We start from the raw sequence: 18,289 nt of genomic DNA, 5'->3' as shown, positions 1-18,289 counted from the left end.
TTAGAGAACGCTTGTGTTCACTAAGGAGGACTCGCTATCGTCCCCACTAGTGAACGCGCACGTTCACTACTTCGTCTTTGGGGGACGCTCTGTGACGCATGATCAGATACAGACCCACTCACCCGCGCCCGCTCCACCGGGCCCGGCCTCCCGCCCGTCGCATCCGGGCATCGCCCTCGCGGTCATCGCCGCGTGCCAGCTGATGGTGGTCCTCGACGCCACCATCGTCAACATCGCCCTGCCCGACATCCAGACCGCGCTCAACTTCTCCACGACCGACCTGACCTGGGTCGTCAGCGCCTACACGCTCACCTTCGGCGGCCTGCTGCTGCTCGGCGGGCGAGCCGGTGACATCCTCGGGCGCCGCCGGGTCTTCATCACCGGCATCCTGCTGTTCACCTTCGCCTCGCTGCTCGGCGGCCTCGCCCAGGAGCCCTGGCAGTTGCTCGCCGCGCGCGTCCTGCAGGGCATGGGCGGCGCCATCGCCTCACCCACGTCGCTCGCGCTGATCACCACGACGTTCCCCGAAGGCCCCGAGCGCAACCGGGCGTTCGGCATCTTCGCCGCCGTCTCCGCGGGCGGCGGCGCCATCGGGCTGCTGGCCGGCGGGCTGCTCACCGACTGGCTCGACTGGCGGTGGGTGCTCTTCGTGAACGTGCCCATCGGCGTTCTCATCGCGGCCGTCGCGCCGCGCTACATCAACGAGTCCGAGCGCCACCCCGGCCGTTTCGACCTGACCGGCGCGCTCACCTCCACGCTCGGCATGGTCGCACTGGTCTACGGCTTCATCCGCGCGGCGTCCGACGGCTGGCGGGACTCCCTGACGGTCGGCGCGTTCGGCGCGGCCCTGGTGCTGCTCGCCGCCTTCCTGTACGTCGAGAGCCGGGCCAAGGAACCGATCACCCCGCTGCGGATGTTCGCCGACCGCAACCGCTCGGGCACGTACCTGATCATGATCAGCCTCGCCGCGGCGATGTTCGGCATGTTCTTCTACATCGTGCTGTTCGTGCAGAACGTACTGGGCTACTCCCCGATCCGCGCCGGACTGGCCTTCCTGCCGGTCACCGTGGTGATCGCCGTGGGCGCAGGGATCTCGCAGCGGCTGCTGCCGGTGCTCGGCCCCAAGCCGTTCCTGATGGCCGGTACCACGCTCGCGGCCATCGGTCTCGCCTGGCAGTCCCTGGTCGACTCGGGCAGCTCGTACGTGGGCGGGGTGCTCGGCCCGATGCTGATCTTCGGCCTCGGTATGGGCCTCAACTTCGTCACGCTCACCGTGACCGCCGTGTCCGGTGTCGCCCCGCGCGAGGCGGGCGCGGCCTCCGCCCTGCTCAACACCACGCAGCAGGTGGGCGGCGCGCTCGGTCTGTCCATCCTCACGACCGTCTTCGGCTCCGCCAGCCGCGACGAGGCGACCGAGCAGGCCGCGTCGTTCATGGCCCGGGCCACGCCGGAACAGAAGGCCGCGTTCGCCGAGTCGGGTCAGCTGCCGGCGCCCTGGGGCCACGAGGTGCTGTCCCAGGGCATCTCCACGGCGTTCATCCCGGCCGCCGCCATGGCCGTCCTGGCGTTCGTCGTCGCCGCGGTCGTGGTGCGGGTCCGCCGGAGCGACCTGGACGCCCTCTCCGGGACGGCGGGTCCCCTGGCCGGATGACGGACGGGGCCCGCACCGCGCGGCGGACGACCGGCTCGGGTCCGGAGACAGGTGACGAGGACCCCGGGCCGGTCATCCGTACGCCCCGGCGCCGTGGAACGCCCTCCCGCTACACCGGGGCGTGCACCCACTCCGGAAGCGCCTCGGTCCGGCGCAGCCACTCGGCGGGGACCGACCCGGCCTTGCCGGAGCCGATCACGCCGCCCACGATGGCGCAGGTCGTGTCCATGTCGCCGCCGACCTGGGCGGTCGTCCAGAACGCCTCCTCGTAGTCACCGAGGGCGCGCGCGGCCGACCAGAGCGCGAACGGCACCGTGTCATGGGCCGTCGTCCGCCGGCCGCAGCCCAGGACGGCCGCCACGGTGGCCGCGTCGCCGTAGTCGAGCATGTCCCGGGCGCGGCGCAGTCCCGCGGCGACCGCGCTCTTCGGGACGAGGGCGACGACGTCGTCCAGGAGCGACTCGGGGCGTGGCGGCCCGCCGGGAGCGGCGGCCAGGGCTGCCGCGGCGGCGACGGCCATGGCCCCGACGACCGCCTCACGGTGCTGGTGCGTGGGGTAGGCCGAGATCTCGGCCTGGTGCGTGGCCTGCTCGGGGTCGTCGGCGTACCAGGCGCCGAGGGGGGCGATCCGCATCGCCGCGCCGTTGCCCCAGGAGCCCTGTCCGTTGAACAGCGCGGCGGACAGCTCGCGCCAGTCGCCGCCCTCCCTGACCAGGCGCAGCAGCCGGTTGACGGCGGGCCCGTAGCCCCGGTCGAAGTCATGGTGCTCGGCGAAGGAGCGGGCGAGGGCGTCCTGGTCGATCCGGTGGTGGGTGCTCAGCACGGCCACCACCGAACCGGCCATCTCCGTGTCGTCCGTCCACTGCCAGGGGCCCGGGGGCAGCTCGCGGCGCTTGAGCAGCGGGTAGTTCACCGGGACGAAGAACTGCGAGCCCAGCGCGTCCCCGACCGCCAGTCCGCGCAGGCTGGCCAGGGCGCGCTCCAGGCGCTCGTCGGGGGAGGAATCAGCGGTCATCGCACTGCCACTCTATCCGGTGATCCCGTACGGCTCCGGGTCACGCCAGCGGTGAAACGGCCTGTCCAGGGTGTACTTGCCGTCGTCCCCCAGAACGAGCATCCGCATCTCCGCGTTCCCCGGATTGGACAGGGATTCGAATTCCGCGACCGTCCAGTGGAACCAGCGCATGCAGAACAGCCGCATGGCCAGCCCATGGGTCACGAGCAGCACGTTCGGCGGATGGTCGGGGGCCTCGAAGCTTCGGAAGAGGCTCTCCAGGAAGCCGCCGACCCGGTCGTAGACGTCGGCGCCGGACTCGCCCTGCGCGAAGCGGTAGAAGAAGTGGCCGTAGGCGTCCCGGTACGCCTTCTGGAGGCGGACGTCGTCGCAGTCCTGCCAGTTCCCCCAGTCCTGTTCCCGCAGGCGGGGCTCCTCGCGGACCCGTACGAGCTCACGGTCGAGGTGGAAGGCACGCAGCGTCTCGTGCGTGCGGCGATAGGGGGAGACGTACACGCTGACGCGTTCGCGGCCGAAGACCTCCCGCAGCCGTTTGCCGGTCTCCGCCGCCTGCTGCCAGCCCCGCTCGGTCAGGGCGAGAGCATGGTCGGGTTCACGCTCGTACACGGTGTCATCAACATTGCCGGTTGACTCCCCGTGCCGGACAAGGACGATGCGCCGTGGTCGTGCCATGCCAAAACCCTAGATCGGGTGACGGCTGATCGAGCACTCCTGGGGGCTCCATACGGCGTAGGTCACACATTTTCCGCCTCACGGGTCACATCGGGACGCGTGGACGAGGGGTGATGTCACACCGTCCAGGTGGGCTCCAGTTGCACGATGTCACCGGTGAGGGCGGCCACGTCCGCCTCCGTCTGGGCCCGCAGGGCCAGCCGCTCCACCCGTTCGGTACGGTACTTTCCGTGCTCGGCCGCCGACCGCCACATGGACAGCACCAGGAACTCGGGTCCCGGCGCCTCGCCGAACAGCCCGCGGATCATGCCCGGCGACCCGGCCATCGCGGGGTTCCAGACCTTCTCCTGCATGAGCGTGAAGTGCTCGGCCCGCTCTTCGTGGACCCGGCAGTGCGCCACCCGGACGAGGTCCGCGTCGGTGAAGCGCGGCTCGAAGCCCGTCTTCACGTCGAAGCGGTAGTCGAAGAGCTTGACCTGCGCGTCCTTGAAGGTGCCCGACTGGGTGGCGGCCAGCCGGTCGTGGGAGCGGGCCATGAAGGAGTCGTAGAAGGAACGGCTCTCCCAGAACGAGAAGACGTGCGCCACCCCCTGCCGCCCCCGGCTCCACCCACCGCCTTGCCCCCTGAACCCCGGCTCCCCCAGAAGCCCCGCCCATTTCCGCTGCCCCCGCTCGAAACCGCGGCGGTCCACCACGGTGCAGCGAATCCACTTGACCAGCACCGCGCCATCGTAAGGCCAGGGGGCGTGGCGCCGGTCACGGTCGGCGGCAGTGCTCTGCGGCACAGGTTCCGCCTCGCGTGGCAGGATGGACAACCGGCCTTGTCCGCCGGGCAGTTCGGGTCGAGGCATGCGCGGTACGGGGAAGGGGAAACCTGGTGAACGCCATCAGCAAGAGCTTCCGGAAGGTCGAGATCTCGGTCAAATGGGATCCGAGTCCGGCAGGGCAGCCGCCCACCGACCTGGACATAGTGGCCGCCACCTACGCGGCGAGCGATCCCTACGGCGATCCCGTCTACGTGGTCCACTTCGACAGCCGCTCCCCCGACGGCACGATCCATCTGAACCGGGACAGCAAGGACGGCCAGGGCTTCGGCTGGGACGAGGTGCTGACCGTGGAGCTCGACCGGCTCGACGCACGGTACGCGCGTGTGCTGGTCGGTGTGGTCATCCAGCAGCACCCGGCGCAGCGGACCTTCGTGAGTGTCGTCAAGCCGGCCCTGCGGATCCGCGAGGGCTACACGGTCCTGGCCGAGGACGACTTCGGCGGGGTCCTCGGCGCGACGGCGGCGACGGTCGCGGAGTTCGTCCGGGACGGCTCGACGACCTGGGACTTCCGTCCCGGCGTACACGGCTTCGAGGACGATCCGGCGGACTTCACGCAGATCATGGGCCGCCGCCGCACCTGAGGGCAGTCGGCAGGCGGACACGGGAGAGGGGCGCCGGCACGATCGCCGGCGCCCCTCTCGTCACGCGTCACTCACAGCGGGTCAGCTGCAACCGCTGGTCGATCCGCAGCCCTCGCAGATGTAGCAGGAACCGGCCCGCTGCATCTTCGTACCGCAGGAGAAGCACAGCGGGGCGTCGGCCTGGATGCCCAGCTGCATCTCCACCAGCTCGGCGCTGGTGTGGGCCTGCTTCGGGGCGGGCTTGGCCGCCTCCACCTCGGACGTCGGCGTGGCGACGGCCTTCAGCTCCTGGGCGCGCGGCGCCGACTGCGCCAGGCCCTCGACGTCGACCTCGTCGTCGTCGATGGACTGCTCGTACGAGCCGGTCTCCAGGTGGCGCTGACGCTCCTCGGCGGAGTGGATGCCGAGCGCGGAGCGCGTCTCGAAGGGCAGGAAGTCCAGCGCCAGGCGGCGGAAGATGTAGTCGACGATCGACTGCGCCATCCGCACGTCCGGGTCGTCGGTCATACCGGCCGGCTCGAAGCGCATGTTGGTGAACTTCGAGACGTACGTCTCCAGCGGCACGCCGTACTGAAGGCCGACGGAGACCGCGATGGAGAAGGCGTCCATCATGCCGGCGAGGGTCGAGCCCTGCTTGGACATCTTCAGGAAGACCTCGCCGAGACCGTCGTCCGGGTAGGAGTTGGCGGTCATGTAGCCCTCGGCGCCGCCGACGGTGAAGGACGTCGTGATGCCGGGACGGCCCTTGGGCAGGCGCTTGCGGACCGGGCGGTACTCGACGACCTTCTCGACCGTCTCACGGATGGTGGCCTCGGCCTTCTCCGTGATCTCGGTCTTCTCCTTCTCCTTGGTCTTCGCGGAGAGGGGCTGGCCGACCTTGCAGTTGTCGCGGTAGATGGCGAGCGCCTTGACGCCCATCTTCCAGGCCTCGAAGTAGATCTCCTCGACCTCCTCGACGGTCGCCGTCTCCGGCATGTTGACCGTCTTGGACAGGGCGCCGGAGATCCACGGCTGGATCGCGGCCATCATGCGGACGTGGCCCATCGGGGAGATGGCGCGCTCGCCCATGGCGCAGTCGAACACCTCGTAGTGCTCGGGCTTGAGACCGGGGGCGTCGATCACGTTGCCGTTCTCGGCGATGTGGGCGACGATCGCCTCGATCTGCTCCTCCTGGTAGCCCAGGCGGCGCAGGGCCTGCGGGACGGTGCCGTTGACGATCTGCATCGAGCCGCCGCCGACCAGCTTCTTGAACTTGACCAGCGCGAGGTCGGGCTCGAGGCCGGTGGTGTCGCAGGACATCGCGAGACCGATGGTGCCGGTCGGGGCGATGACGGACGCCTGCGAGTTACGGAAACCGTTCTTCTCGCCGAGGCGCTGAACGTCCTGCCAGGCCTCCGTGGCGGCGGCCCAGATCGGCGTGTCCAGGTCGTCCACGCGGACGGCCACGGCGTTGGCGTCGGCGTGCTGCTTCATGACGCGCAGGTGCGGCTGCGCGTTGCGGGCGTAGCCGTCGTACGGGCCGACGACCGCGGCGAGTTCGGCGGAGCGCTTGTACGAGGTGCCGGTCATCAGGGAGGTGATGGCACCGGCGAGGGCGCGGCCGCCCTCGGAGTCGTAGGCGTGGCCGGTCGCCATCAGCAGGGCGCCGAGGTTGGCGTAGCCGATGCCGAGCTGGCGGAACGCGCGCGTGTTCTCACCGATCTTCTGCGTCGGGAAGTCCGCGAAGCAGATGGAGATGTCCATCGCGGTGATGACGAGCTCGACGACCTTGGCGAAGCGCTCGATCTCGAAGGACTGGTGGCCCAGGCCGTCGTCCTTGAGGAACTTCATCAGGTTCAGCGAGGCGAGGTTGCAGGACGTGTTGTCCAGGTGCATGTACTCGCTGCACGGGTTCGAGCCGTTGATGCGGCCGGACTCCGGGCAGGTGTGCCAGTGGTTGATGGTGTCGTCGTACTGGATGCCGGGGTCGGCACAGGCCCACGCGGCCTCGGCCATCTTGCGGAAGAGCGACTTGGCGTCGACCTCCTCGATGACCTCGCCGGTCATACGGGACGTCAGGCCGAACTTGCCGCCCGTCTCGACGGCCTTCATGAACGTGTCGTTCACGCGGACCGAGTTGTTGGCGTTCTGGTACTGGACGGACGTGATGTCGTCGCCGCCCAGGTCCATGTCGAAGCCCGCGTCGCGCAGGGCGCGGATCTTCTCCTCCTCCTTCACCTTGGTCTCGATGAAGTCCTCGATGTCGGGGTGGTCGACGTCGAGGATGACCATCTTGGCGGCCCGGCGGGTGGCGCCGCCCGACTTGATGGTGCCCGCGGAGGCGTCGGCGCCGCGCATGAAGGAGACCGGACCCGAGGCGTTGCCGCCGGAGGACAGCAGTTCCTTGGAGGAGCGGATGCGGGAGAGGTTCAGGCCGGCGCCGGAGCCGCCCTTGAAGATCATGCCCTCTTCCTTGTACCAGTCGAGGATCGACTCCATGGAGTCGTCGACGGACAGGATGAAGCAGGCGGAGACCTGTTGGGGCTGCGGCGTGCCCACGTTGAACCACACGGGGCTGTTGAAGCTGAAGATCTGGTGGAGCAGGGCGTAGGCGAGCTCGTGCTCGAAGATCTCGGCGTCGGCGGGCGACGCGAAGTACCTGTAGTCCTCGCCGGCCTTCCGGTACGTCTTCACGATGCGGTCGATGAGCTGCTTCAGGCTCACCTCGCGCTGCGGGGTGCCGACGGCACCCCGGAAGTACTTGCTGGTGACGATGTTGACCGCGTTCACCGACCAGAAGTCGGGGAACTCGACGCCGCGCTGCTCGAAGTTGACCGAGCCGTCGCGCCAGTTGGTCATGACGACGTCACGGCGCTCCCAGGCCACCTCGTCGTACGGGTGCACGCCGGGGGTGGTGTGGATGCGCTCGATACGCAGCCCCTTGGCCGTCTTGCCGCCCTTGGCGCGGGAACTCCGTGCCGGACCGCTCGCCGTCTCTGTCATGCCGCCTCCCTGTACGGGCGAAAACGCCCTGAAGTGCCCCGATGTTCCCCGTGGCACGTGTTCTGTCCTTCGCTACGGGCACCCTCTGGTCGCCGCCCGCAGCACGTCTTTTCCCCGCCGCTTTCCCGGCCGGATCCGGTCTGTCGACGCCGGTCCGGCCGGCTCTCAGTCGGCGGCTTCGGCGGGCACGGGCACCGGTACGGCCCCCGCGGTCCCGCCGTCGTCCTCCTGGCCCCCCGTGTCCGCGCGCGCCTCACCGGCGTCGTCGTCCGTGGCGCGGCACCCCGTCGCTTCCCTCAGTTCCACGATCGCGGCCTCGAAGTCCTCGAGCGAGTCGAACGCCCGGTACACGGAGGCGAACCGCAGATAGGCGACGAGGTCGAGCTCCTGCAGCGGGCCGAGTATGGCCAGACCCACGTCGTGGGTGGTCAGCTCGGCGCTTCCGGTGGCCCGCACCGCCTCCTCGACCCGCTGGCCGAGCTGGGCGAGGGCGTCCTCGGTGACGGGCCGTCCCTGGCATGCCTTGCGCACACCGTTGATGACCTTGGTACGGCTGAACGGTTCGGTGACTCCGGACCGCTTGACCACCATCAGTGAGCACGTCTCCACGGTCGTGAAACGACGGGAGCAGTCGGGACACTGACGGCGCCTGCGGATCGACGTGCCGTCGTCGGTCGTACGGCTGTCGACGACGCGGCTGTCGGGGTGCCTGCAGAAGGGGCAGTGCATGACTCCGAACCCTCCTCACAGCAGACTCAATGGCCTCACTGGGCCACATGGGCCCCGCGAAGCAGCCCCCAGCATAGGCGATCTCCGAGCGTTCGAAGACCCGGGTCACCACAACTTCTGGGCCGCTCCCGCAATCCAACCACTAGATGTGGGGCTTGGCCCATACACCCACGCCATAGCGCGTGTCGTGCGGAAGCGGGTGCCGACGGGGTCGCGCCCCACGCCGTGTGCCCCGTCGCGGGGCCGTCACGCCCGCACATTCGGGTGCACGGCCGTATCGCCCCGGCACATACGGAGATAGCGTGAGCGCCGCACGGAGGGGAGGTGGGACTCCCGCGCACATGGGGGTCGATCCACGAGACGGACGGCCCCGGATGGCAGACTGGGCAACCACCGACGAGGCCGTGGCCCCGGCGGTGAAGAGTACAACAAGGGGCCCCTACGCCCGCCGGGAAAGCCTGCCAGCCATACACCCCACTTTGTGATCACGTAAGACGATCCGCGATTTTTCACTCGAACGTGTGTTTGGCGCAACCTTTCGAAAGCAACTACCGTTGTGCAGCAGGGAGACCATCGAGAGGGGCCGACGTGACCACCACCGCAGACAGTGCCACCATCACTGCCCAGGACCGCTCCCAGGGCCGACTCGAGCCGGTGCATGCGATGAACGAAACCGTGAATCCCGAGGTCCAGAAGCGCTCGCTTCCGGGCCGACCTCCAGGCATCCGGGCCGACAGCTCGGGGCTCACGGACCGCCAGCGCCGAGTGATCGAGGTCATCAGGGATTCCGTGCAGCGGCGGGGGTACCCGCCGTCGATGCGGGAGATCGGTCAGGCGGTCGGCCTGTCGAGCACGTCCTCGGTCGCCCACCAGCTGATGGCGCTCGAGCGCAAGGGCTTCCTCCGCCGCGACCCGCACCGCCCGCGCGCGTACGAGGTCCGCGGCTCCGACCAGGCCGCCTCGGTGCAGCCCACCGACACCGCCGGCAAGCCCGCCGCCTCCTACGTCCCCCTGGTCGGCCGGATCGCCGCCGGTGGCCCGATCCTCGCCGAGGAGTCCGTCGAGGACGTCTTCCCCCTCCCCCGGCAGCTGGTCGGCGACGGTGAGCTGTTCGTCCTCAAGGTCGTCGGCGACTCGATGATCGAGGCCGCGATCTGCGACGGCGACTGGGTCACGGTCCGCCGCCAGCCGGTCGCCGAGAACGGCGACATCGTGGCCGCCATGCTGGACGGCGAGGCCACCGTCAAGCGCTTCAAGCGCGAGGACGGGCACGTCTGGCTCCTCCCGCACAACGCCGCTTACGAGCCGATCCCCGGTGACGACGCGACCATCCTGGGCAAGGTGGTGGCGGTGCTGCGCCGCGTGTGACGGCCGCGGCGGGCATAGCCGCATGCGGCGGCCCCCCTGACCGGGCCCCGGGACCTCTGCGCCGGTTCCGGGGCCCTGTGCTGTCCGGACCCCGGGCCGTCGGGGGGACCCGGTGCGAATCCGCCCCTGGTCAGTGGTTAGCCTGTCGCGGGCCCGCGACAGGCTAACCACGATCACTCCGTCCCGTCGGCCTCCACCGGCTCCGTGCCGGCCCCGGCCGCCTCCGTGTGCCGCGCGGACGCGTCGATCGCCGACAGCGACCGGCGCACCTGGTTACGGTCCGTCGTGTACCAGAAGTCGGGCAGGGACGCCTTGAGATAGCTCCCGTAGCGCGCGGTGGCCAGCCGCGGGTCCAGGACCGCGACGACGCCACGGTCCCCGGTGGCCCGTACGAGACGGCCGGCGCCCTGCGCCATGAGCAGCGCGGCATGAGTGGCGGCCACCGCCATGAAGCCGTTGCCCCCGGCGTCCTCCACGGCCTTCTGGCGGGCGCTCATCAGCGGGTCGTCCGGCCGCGGGAACGGGATCTTGTCCATGACGACCAGCTGGCAGCTCGCGCCCGGGACGTCGACGCCCTGCCAGAGCGACAGCGTGCCGAACAGACAGGTCTTCGGGTCGGCCGCGAAGTTCTTGATCAGCTCGCCGAGCGTCTCCTCGCCCTGGAGGAGGATCGGGAACTCGGGGAGACGCGAGCGCAGCTCCTCCGCGGCCAGCTGTGCGGCCCGCATCGAGGAGAACAGCCCGAGCGTGCGGCCTCCGGCCGCCTGGATCAGCTCCGTCAGCTCGTCCAGCATGTCCGCGCGGTCGCCGTCCCGCGCGGGGCGCGCCAGATGCTTGGCGACATAGAGGATGCCCTGCTTGCGGTAGTCGAACGGGGAGCCGACGTCCACGCCCTTCCACTCCGGGACGTCGTCGCCCTTGGTTCCCTCGGGCGCGAGTCCGAGGGAGGCGCCGACGCCGTTGAAGTCCCCGCCCAGCTTCAGCGTCGCCGACGTCAGGACGACCGAGCGGTCGGCGAAGAGCTTCTCGCGCAGCAGACCCGACACCGACATGGGGGCCACGCGCAGCGACGCGCCGAACCGGTCGTGCCGCTCGTACCAGACGACGTCCCACTCGGAGCCGTTCGTGATCCGCTCGGCCACGTCGTGCACGGACTCCACCGAGGCCAGCGCCTGCTTGCGGATCGCGTCCTCGTCCTGCACGGACTTGTCTCGGGTGGCGCCGATGGCCGAGATGACCGTGCGGCAGGCGTCGCGCAGCGCCATGAGCGCGTACCCGAGGTCCTCGGGGATCTCCTCCAGACGTCCCGGCAGCGCGAGCTCCATCAGCCGCTCGAAGCCCTCGGCGGCGGTCTGGAGCTGGTCGGCGGCCTTCTCGTTGACGAGCTTCGCCGCGCGGCGCACCGCGCGGTTGACCTGCCCCGGGGTGAGCTCGCCGGTGGCCACGCCGGTGACCCGGGAGACGAGCTCGTGCGCCTCGTCGACGATCAGCACCTCGTGCTGCGGGAGCACGGGGGCGCCTTCGATGGCGTCGATCGCGAGCAGGGCGTGGTTGGTGACGACGACCTCGGCGAGCTTGGCCCGCTCCCGGGCCATCTCGGCGAAGCACTCGGCGCCGTACGCGCACTTGGTCGCGCCCAGGCACTCCCTCGACGACACCGACACCTGCGCCCAGGCGCGGTCCGACACACCCGGCGTCAGGTCGTCCCGGTCGCCGGTCTCGGTGTCGTCCGACCAGTCGCGCAGCCGCAGGAGGTCCTGCCCGAGCCGGCTGGTGGGCGCTGCCGCCTCGAACTGGTCGAACAGGCCCTCCTCCTCGTCCTGCGGGACGCCCTCGTGCAGGCGGTGCAGACAGAGGTAGTTCGACCGCCCCTTGAGCATGGCGAACTCGGGGCGCCGGCGCAGCAGCGGATGCAGCGCGTCCACGGTGCGCGGGAGGTCCCGCTCCACGAGCTGCCGCTGCAGGGCCAGGGTGGCCGTGGCCACCACGACCCGCTCCCCGTGTGCGAGCGCGGGCACCAGATAGCCGAGCGACTTACCGGTGCCGGTGCCGGCCTGGACCAGCAGATGGGAACCGCCGTCGATCGCCTCGGCGACGGATTCGGCCATGGTCACCTGGCCGGGGCGCTCCGTGCCGCCGACGGCGGTGACGGCGGCATGCAGGAGTTCGGGGAGGGAGGGCTTCGTCATAGCGCGACCACCCTACGGCCCGGCACTGACAATCGGGCGATCACGGTCGGGGAGAGGGACGGGATCAGGACCGGGGCCGTTGCCTCTCGGGATCGGCCGCGACCGAATGGGGCCGGGGTGGTGCGATGACGGTTCGACTGTGCACGGAAGGCGGTCGGAGCCGGTCGGCATCGGACCGGATCCGACCGCCTCCGATGCCGGCCCGTCGTCGCCCGGCCCGTCACCGGCACCGCGGCGGGTGACGGCCGTCACAGCAGATGCCGCAGGTTCCGGTCCCTGACCATGAGGGCCGCCCGTTTGTGCGGCAGTTCGACCTCCGAGGAGAACCGGAAACCGGCGCCGAGGAAGGCCGCGACCGACGGCGTGTTGCGCAGGTCGGGTTCCGCCACGACCCGGCCGCACGCCGGGCGCCTGCCGAACGCGAGGTCCGCGACCGCGCGCAGCAGCGTCCGCCCCAGGCCGCGCCCGCGGTCGCCGGGCCCGCCGATGAGGAGGTGGACCCCGGTGTCGTGCGGCCGGGCGGGGTAGTACCGGGCCAAGGGGTCGAGGTCGGCCCGGTAGACCTCCCAGTAGCTCATCGGTGTGCCGTCCAGCAGGCCGACGCACGGGACGCTCCGTCCGTCGCCCGAGAGCTGGGCCCGCAGATGCCGCTCCGTGATGTCCTCGGGCCCGGCGAGCTCCCAGAACTCCGCGACGGCCGGATCGTTCATCCAGCGGCTGAGGAGCGTCAGGTCGCGTTCGATGCGGACCGGGACCAGATGGAACACCCCGGCGGGGGTACTGACCGGCCCCCAGTCGGCCACCTGGTCGAGGAGGTCGGACATCCCGGCGAGCGGTTCCCCGGGCCGGGCCCCGGGGACCGCGTCCCCGGCATCGCCTCTCCCCGTGTCCGAGGCGATGAGGGTGACGAGTTCGTCGGGCAGTTCCAGGTCCAGGGTGTCCTCGGCGTCGGTGTCGGGCGGCGGGGCGGGGTCGGTGTGGGCGCTCGTGTCGGTGGGGGGCACGACGAGGTCCTCTCGGGAGGTGGGGCGGGTCGTCGCCGTCAGAGGTGCAGGGGGTTGGGGATGCCGACGTACACGGACTGGGTGTCGACTGGGCCGACGAGTTCGTCCAGGCCGTGCACCCGGGTCAGCAGGTTGGCCTTGCAGCGCAGCACCGGGGAGTCGAGCAGCAGCGCGGGGAGCGGGGTCCGCAGCCGGGCGGGACCGGAGGCGATCTCGCCGAGGAAGCGGCGGAGCGCGGCGAGCAGCAGCCGCTCGTCGGCCAGTCCCTGGGAGCCGAACGCGCCGACGAGCCCGAGGATGTTGTTGATCCCCAGGTAGTAGGCGAACCGTTCGTCGGTGACCTCGTCCGGGACGAAGGTGTCGCTGAGTTCGCCGATGCCGGGGAGCCGGGCGTCGAGTTCCGCGCGCCGGGACGCGCGGAAGTAGTAGCCCTGGTTGTCGCGGTAGCGGCCGCCCGCGGGCCAGCCGTCGGCGTCCAGCAGGAGCAGCGTGTTCTGCTGGTGGGCCTCCAGGGCGATCCCCGCCTCGGAGTCCAGCCACAGCACGGGCCGGACGACCTGGTCGAGGTACCGCAGGAACCACTCGGCGGCGACCGCGCCCGGTGACCGTCCGGTCCGGGCGGCGAGCCGGGTGACGACCGCGGCCAGCCGGGACGGCGCCGGTCGCGCGTCCGCGGAGGCCGGGCCGTGCGGCCGGGGGGACACCAGGCCGGCCACGCAGGACACGTCGTCCGTGGGGGTGAAGGGGTTGTGCCGGATCATCACGTCGAGCCCGGTCACCGGGGAGCCGTCCGGTCCGTCGACGGCGAGCCAGGCCGGGTCGCGCACGATGTCGAAGCCCCGGTGCGCGGCCTGCCACCGCGTCCCGAGGCCGCCGCGCAGCAGCCGGTGCACCTCCACGCCCCGGTGCAGTTCCTTGCGGAGGTTCTCGCGGCGGGAGTTGGTGATGCGCAGGCCGAGGGAGAGCTTGAGCATGGCGGGGGCACCGGAGCGGTAGACCGTGCGGACGGACGAGGTGGGGTGCCACGCGGGCCCGTGGGTGCCGGCGTCGCGGAGCAGACCGGCGTCGAACAGGGCCGCCGTATCGGGGCGCTGCCGGATCTCGCGCAGTTGCCAGGGGTGCAGTGGCAGTGCGGCGTATCCGTCGGGCAGCGGCAGCCCTGGGCCGGCGAGCCGGGCCGTGAGCTGGGGGGCGGTGACGGGGCGCCCCGCTTCCGTCCACGCCGAGTCGGTGGCGACGATGCCCGGGGCGACGGCGAGCCAGGCGAGCGGGAAGGCGCCGCGTGTCTCCGGTGAGTAGATGCGGGCCTCGGCGTCGGACAGTCCTTCGCGGCTCTTGGGGGCGGGGTGGAGCGGGTGCCCGAGGACGAGGGCCTGCTCGGCGGCCAGGAAGCGGTCGGTCGCGTCGGCCGGGTGGGCGCGGCGGTCCTGGATGAAGACGGCCGTGCGGCGGACGGAGTCCGCGACACGGCCGACGAGGTCGGTGGTGTGGTCGGCCGCCGCGGGGCGCGCTGCCGCGGCCTCCCGGGTGAGCAGTGCGGCGAGGGTGACCGCGTCGAGCGGCGGGGTCCCCTCCGGGGTGCCGGCCGGGCGGGGCGGGCCGAAGCGGTGCCACCCCGTCGGCGACCAGTGGTGGACCGGGACCACCAGGGCCGTGCCGGTGGCGGGCAGCGGGACGCGGAGGACACCGTCCGGCGGTGCCGGGATCCGGGTCTCGCGTACGTGGCAGCGGAGCAGGTTCTCCACGGCGGCGGCCTCGGCCGCCTGCCGCGGGTCGGGGTGATTCAGGAGGTCGGGCGGGGCGCTGTCCGGGCCCTGGGCTCTCGCGGGCCGGCTGTCGGGGAGGGAGAGGGGGGTGGTCGTCACGATGGTCCTCTGCGGTGGCTCTGGGGTGTGGGGGGCGCCTTGGGGTGAGCCAGGGCGCGTGGTGCGACTGTGGTGGTGCGGGAGGCGGGGGTGAGCCGTGCCGCGTGACGTGGCTGGGGTGGCCCTGTGATGGGGGCCGCCGCCGGGTGGTGGGTGCCGTGTGAGGTGGGGGCGGGTGTGCCGGTGGCCTGTCACGGCCTGGTGAATCGGGTGCGGGCGTCCTCAGTCGGCGTGCGCGGGCCGGTCGTCCTGCCGTCCGGGGCCGGGGGGCCGCTGAGCGGCGAGGGCCCGGTCACCGGACACGGCGTCCACCGCGTCGGCGAGCCGGTCCAGCACCGCGGCCGCCTGCTCGTCCGTGATGGTCAGCGGCGGAAGCAGCCGTACGACGCTGGAGTGGCGTCCGCCGAGTTCGACGATCAGTCCGCGGCGCAGGCACTCCCGCTGAATGGCGGCCGCGAGACCGGGAGCGGCGGGCCGGGGCTGCTCCTCGGGCGAGCGGGCGGTCGCCGCGAGGGTGACGATCCGCTCGCCGCTCGTGGCCGGGGCCTGCGGATCCACCACCTCGACGCCCATCATCAGCCCCCTCCCCCGCACGTCCCCGATGCACGCGTGCTCCCCCATGAGCCGGCGCAGCCGGCGCAGCATGTGCGCGCCCAGGTCGGCGGCCCGCTCGGCGAGCCGGTTCTCACGGACGTACGCGAGGGTCGCCGTACCGGCGGCCATGGCGAGCTGGTTGCCGCGGAAGGTGCCGGCGTGGGCCCCCGGCTGCCAGGCGTCGAGTTCGTCGCGGTAGACGATGACCGCCAGGGGCAGGCTGCCGCCGATGGCCTTGGACAGGACCATGACGTCGGGGGTGACACCGCTGTGCTCCACGGCCCAGAAGGCGCCGGTGCGTCCGACGCCGGTCTGCACCTCGTCGGCGATCAGCGGGATGGATCGGTCGGCGGTGATCCGCCGCATGCGCCGCAGCCAGGCGTCCGGCGCGGGCAGCACACCGCCCTCCCCCTGGACGGGTTCGAGGATCATCCCGGCCGGGTCGGGCACGCCCGACTTGGGGTCGTCGAGGACGGACTCGGTCCAGCGGGCGGCGAGTTCGGCGCCGCGTTCCCCGCCGACGCCGAAGGGGCAGCGGTAGTCCTGCGGGAACGGCAGGCGCGCGACCCGTACGTCCGGGGCGCCCCCGGAGGCGGCGAGCGCCCCGGCGGTCATCCCGTGGTAGGCGCCGCTGAAGGCGAGGATGCCGTCGCGTCCGGTGGCGGCCCGGACGAGGGTGAAGGCGGCCTCGACCGCGTCGGTGCCGGCCGGTCCGCAGAACTGCACGCGCGCGTGGTCGGCGAGTCCGGGCGGCAGCGTGTGGAACAGCTCGGTGACGAAGGCGTCCTTGACCGGGGTGGCGAGGTCCAGGACGTGCAGGGGCGCCCCGGAGTCCAGGACCCCGCGGATGGCCTCCAGGACCACGGGGTGGTTGTGGCCGAGGGCGAGGGTGCCGGCGCCGGACAGGCAGTCGAGATAACGGCGGCCGTCCGCGCCCTCGATGGTCAGGCCCCGGGCCCGGACCGGCACGATCGGCAGGGCGCGGGCATAGGTGCGGGCCGCCGACTCCCGGGCCGACTGCCGCCGCAGGATCCCCTCGTGCGCGGTGCGCGCGTCCTCGGTACCGGGCGATCCCCCGCGCACGGATTCGATCACGGCCATGGCTCCCTGTCCTCCCGCTGTCCAGGGGCGAGCGGGTGTTGCGTGTCCTCGCCCGTCCCGACATACGCAGCCCCGCGAGCGTCCACTCGAAACTGCGGGGAACCGGGGACCGGGGACCGCGCACGCACGGCCGGCCCCCACCGCTAAAAAGAGCGGGACACGCACCGGGTTACGGGTTGGCGCACAATCTCCGCCCGGCGGGGCCCCGAAGCGGCGTTCCCCGCGCCCGGCGGCGACGGCCGGACGCCGTCCCGGCGCTGTGACCTGCCCGGCTCGGCGGGCTGTGGCTGAACCGTTGCCGTTCCGTCAGAAGTCGCTCACAGCGACCGCATAGTGTGTGGTGCCGTTCCACCGAGCCGCGAGCCGTACGCGCACGCCGTGTGGCGGACGATCGGCCCGCTGGCCGGACGAGTGATCGGACAGCGGCCGGCGCGCGTATGGGAGAGCGGCACAAGTACCGTCACCTCAGGGGGAGTCACACCATGCGATCCATACGGCCGTCGTTCACCGCCCGCAGGGAGAAGGGCGCGCGCCGCGGTGTCTCCCCGCTGCCGGTGGTCGCGCTCGCCGCCGCCCTGGCCCTCACGGTCACCGCCTGTGAGTCCGGGGACGCCGACGCCGGGGGCTCCGCGACCGCGTCCGCCGCGGCCGGGGGCGAGGGCACGATCACGATTCCGGACGACATCAGGGACAGGCTCCGCGAACACGGGATCGACATCGACAAGTGGCGGGACGGCGACTGGAAGAACTGGAATCGCGACGACTGGCTGCGCGAGGCCAAGGACTACATCAACCCGATCATCAAGGACCTCTGGGACCCGGAGCGTATGCGGGACGCCGAGGACCCGGACCGGGGGCTCGACGAGAACGACCTGTCGGGCGACCAGGGCGTGACCGACCCGACGCCGGACCCGGTGGACGCGCAGGCGGTGGCGCCGCGGTACCACGCGAGCGTGCCGGAGGCGGGCAAGGTGTTCTTCGACTCCCCCGAGGGCACGATGGTGTGCTCGGCGACCGTCGTGAAGGACCCCGCCCACCCCGGGAAGTCCAACATGGTGTGGACGGCGGGGCATTGTGTGCACGCGGGCAAGAGCGGCGGCTGGTACCGGAACATCGCGTTCGTGCCGTCGTACAACGACGCGGGCCGCAGCGAGGCCGAGTTGGAGGGTGTCGCCAAGGAGGAGGTCACTCCCTACGGCATCTGGTGGGCCGACTGGGCGCAGACCTCGGACCAGTGGATCGCGCAGGGCGGCGCGACCGGCGGTGACGGTGCCCCGTACGACTTCGCCGTGCTGCATGTGAAGCCGGAGAACGGGGGCGGCAAGTCCCTGGAGGAGACGGTCGGTTCGGCTCTCCCGGTCGAGTTCGACGCTCCCGCAGTACCGCGGGTGAAGAGCATCAGGGCGATCGGCTACCCGGCCGCCGCGCCCTACGACGGGCAGAAGCTGTACCAGTGCCAGGACCGGCCGGGCCGGCTGTCGCTGCGTGCGTCGGACCCGACGATGTACCGCATCGGCTGCACCATGACGGGTGGTTCCTCGGGCGGTGGCTGGGTCGCCACCGGCAACGACGGCCGGCCCGCGCTGGTGTCCAACACCTCGATCGGCCCGGTCGAGTCGGGCTGGCTCGCGGGCCCGCGGCTGGGCAAGGAGGCCGAGACCGTCTTCGACGGGGTCAGCGACAAGTTCGCCGGCCGCTGATCCCGGCACGA

General features: G+C 71.6%; 13 protein-coding genes. 4 read left to right on the top strand and 9 right to left on the bottom strand.

Features of this window, described 5'->3' with window-relative positions:
* Positions 1 to 106: 106 nt before the first annotated feature.
* Positions 107 to 1,651, top strand: a complete 1,545-nt coding sequence (locus ABZ899_RS17415; RefSeq protein WP_361346710.1) for an MFS transporter — start codon at positions 107 to 109, stop codon at positions 1,649 to 1,651.
* A gap of 109 nt (positions 1,652 to 1,760) precedes the next feature.
* On the opposite strand, the gene ABZ899_RS17410 is transcribed toward ABZ899_RS17415, so the two are convergent.
* From ABZ899_RS17410 to ABZ899_RS17400, 3 genes are all read right to left on the bottom strand, one after another.
* Positions 1,761 to 2,666 (bottom strand): ADP-ribosylglycohydrolase family protein, encoded by a 906-nt coding sequence (locus ABZ899_RS17410; RefSeq protein ID WP_361346425.1) that lies wholly within the window; start codon positions 2,664 to 2,666, stop codon positions 1,761 to 1,763.
* 12 nt (positions 2,667 to 2,678) lie between these two features.
* Positions 2,679 to 3,338, bottom strand: coding sequence for a histidine phosphatase family protein (locus tag ABZ899_RS17405; protein ID WP_361346423.1), 660 nt, complete (start codon positions 3,336 to 3,338; stop codon positions 2,679 to 2,681).
* Between the two features lie 116 nt (positions 3,339 to 3,454).
* A complete protein-coding gene (locus tag ABZ899_RS17400; protein WP_361346421.1) occupies positions 3,455 to 4,060 on the bottom strand; it encodes a YdbC family protein in 606 nt (201 codons plus the stop codon).
* Positions 4,061 to 4,215: 155 nt separating this feature from the next.
* On the opposite strand from ABZ899_RS17400, the gene ABZ899_RS17395 reads away from it, so the two are divergent.
* On the top strand, positions 4,216 to 4,746 hold the full coding sequence (locus tag ABZ899_RS17395; protein WP_361346419.1) for a TerD family protein: 531 nt from the start codon (positions 4,216 to 4,218) through the stop codon (positions 4,744 to 4,746).
* A gap of 81 nt (positions 4,747 to 4,827) precedes the next feature.
* Here ABZ899_RS17395 and ABZ899_RS17390 read toward each other — a convergent pair whose 3' ends face one another.
* Positions 4,828 to 7,728 carry a vitamin B12-dependent ribonucleotide reductase gene (locus ABZ899_RS17390; protein WP_361346418.1) on the bottom strand — a complete coding sequence of 967 codons (2,901 nt, stop codon included), beginning with the start codon at positions 7,726 to 7,728 and terminating at the stop codon, positions 4,828 to 4,830.
* Between the two features lie 165 nt (positions 7,729 to 7,893).
* Positions 7,894 to 8,457, bottom strand: a complete 564-nt coding sequence (gene nrdR / locus ABZ899_RS17385) for a transcriptional regulator NrdR (protein WP_361346416.1) — start codon at positions 8,455 to 8,457, stop codon at positions 7,894 to 7,896.
* A 588-nt stretch (positions 8,458 to 9,045) separates the two neighbouring features.
* Between nrdR and lexA the strand changes: the two genes are divergently transcribed.
* Positions 9,046 to 9,825 (top strand): transcriptional repressor LexA, encoded by a 780-nt coding sequence (gene lexA / locus ABZ899_RS17380; protein WP_361346414.1) that lies wholly within the window; start codon positions 9,046 to 9,048, stop codon positions 9,823 to 9,825.
* Positions 9,826 to 9,998: 173 nt separating this feature from the next.
* Here lexA and ABZ899_RS17375 read toward each other — a convergent pair whose 3' ends face one another.
* From ABZ899_RS17375 to ABZ899_RS17360, 4 genes are all read right to left on the bottom strand, one after another.
* Positions 9,999 to 12,014: an ATP-dependent DNA helicase gene (locus ABZ899_RS17375; protein WP_361346412.1), complete on the bottom strand. Its 2,016-nt coding sequence runs from the start codon at positions 12,012 to 12,014 to the stop codon at positions 9,999 to 10,001.
* Between the two features lie 248 nt (positions 12,015 to 12,262).
* Positions 12,263 to 13,018: a GNAT family N-acetyltransferase gene (locus ABZ899_RS17370; RefSeq protein WP_361346410.1), complete on the bottom strand. Its 756-nt coding sequence runs from the start codon at positions 13,016 to 13,018 to the stop codon at positions 12,263 to 12,265.
* Positions 13,019 to 13,056: 38 nt separating this feature from the next.
* Positions 13,057 to 14,805, bottom strand: coding sequence for an IucA/IucC family protein (locus ABZ899_RS17365; protein ID WP_361346707.1), 1,749 nt, complete (start codon positions 14,803 to 14,805; stop codon positions 13,057 to 13,059).
* 300 nt (positions 14,806 to 15,105) lie between these two features.
* The gene (locus ABZ899_RS17360) at positions 15,106 to 16,578 is read right to left on the bottom strand and encodes a diaminobutyrate--2-oxoglutarate transaminase family protein (RefSeq protein ID WP_361346408.1); all 1,473 of its coding nucleotides are present in this window, start codon (positions 16,576 to 16,578) and stop codon (positions 15,106 to 15,108) included.
* Positions 16,579 to 17,060: 482 nt separating this feature from the next.
* Here ABZ899_RS17360 and ABZ899_RS17355 point away from each other — a divergent pair, with 482 nt between their 5' ends.
* A complete protein-coding gene (locus tag ABZ899_RS17355) occupies positions 17,061 to 18,278 on the top strand; it encodes a hypothetical protein (protein WP_361346406.1) in 1,218 nt (405 codons plus the stop codon).
* Positions 18,279 to 18,289: the final 11 nt, after the last annotated feature.

This window comes from Streptomyces sp. NPDC046859 (assembly GCF_040645135.1).
GTDB lineage: Bacteria > Actinomycetota > Actinomycetes > Streptomycetales > Streptomycetaceae > Streptomyces.
This window is presented reverse-complemented; position numbering and strand designations above follow the sequence as displayed.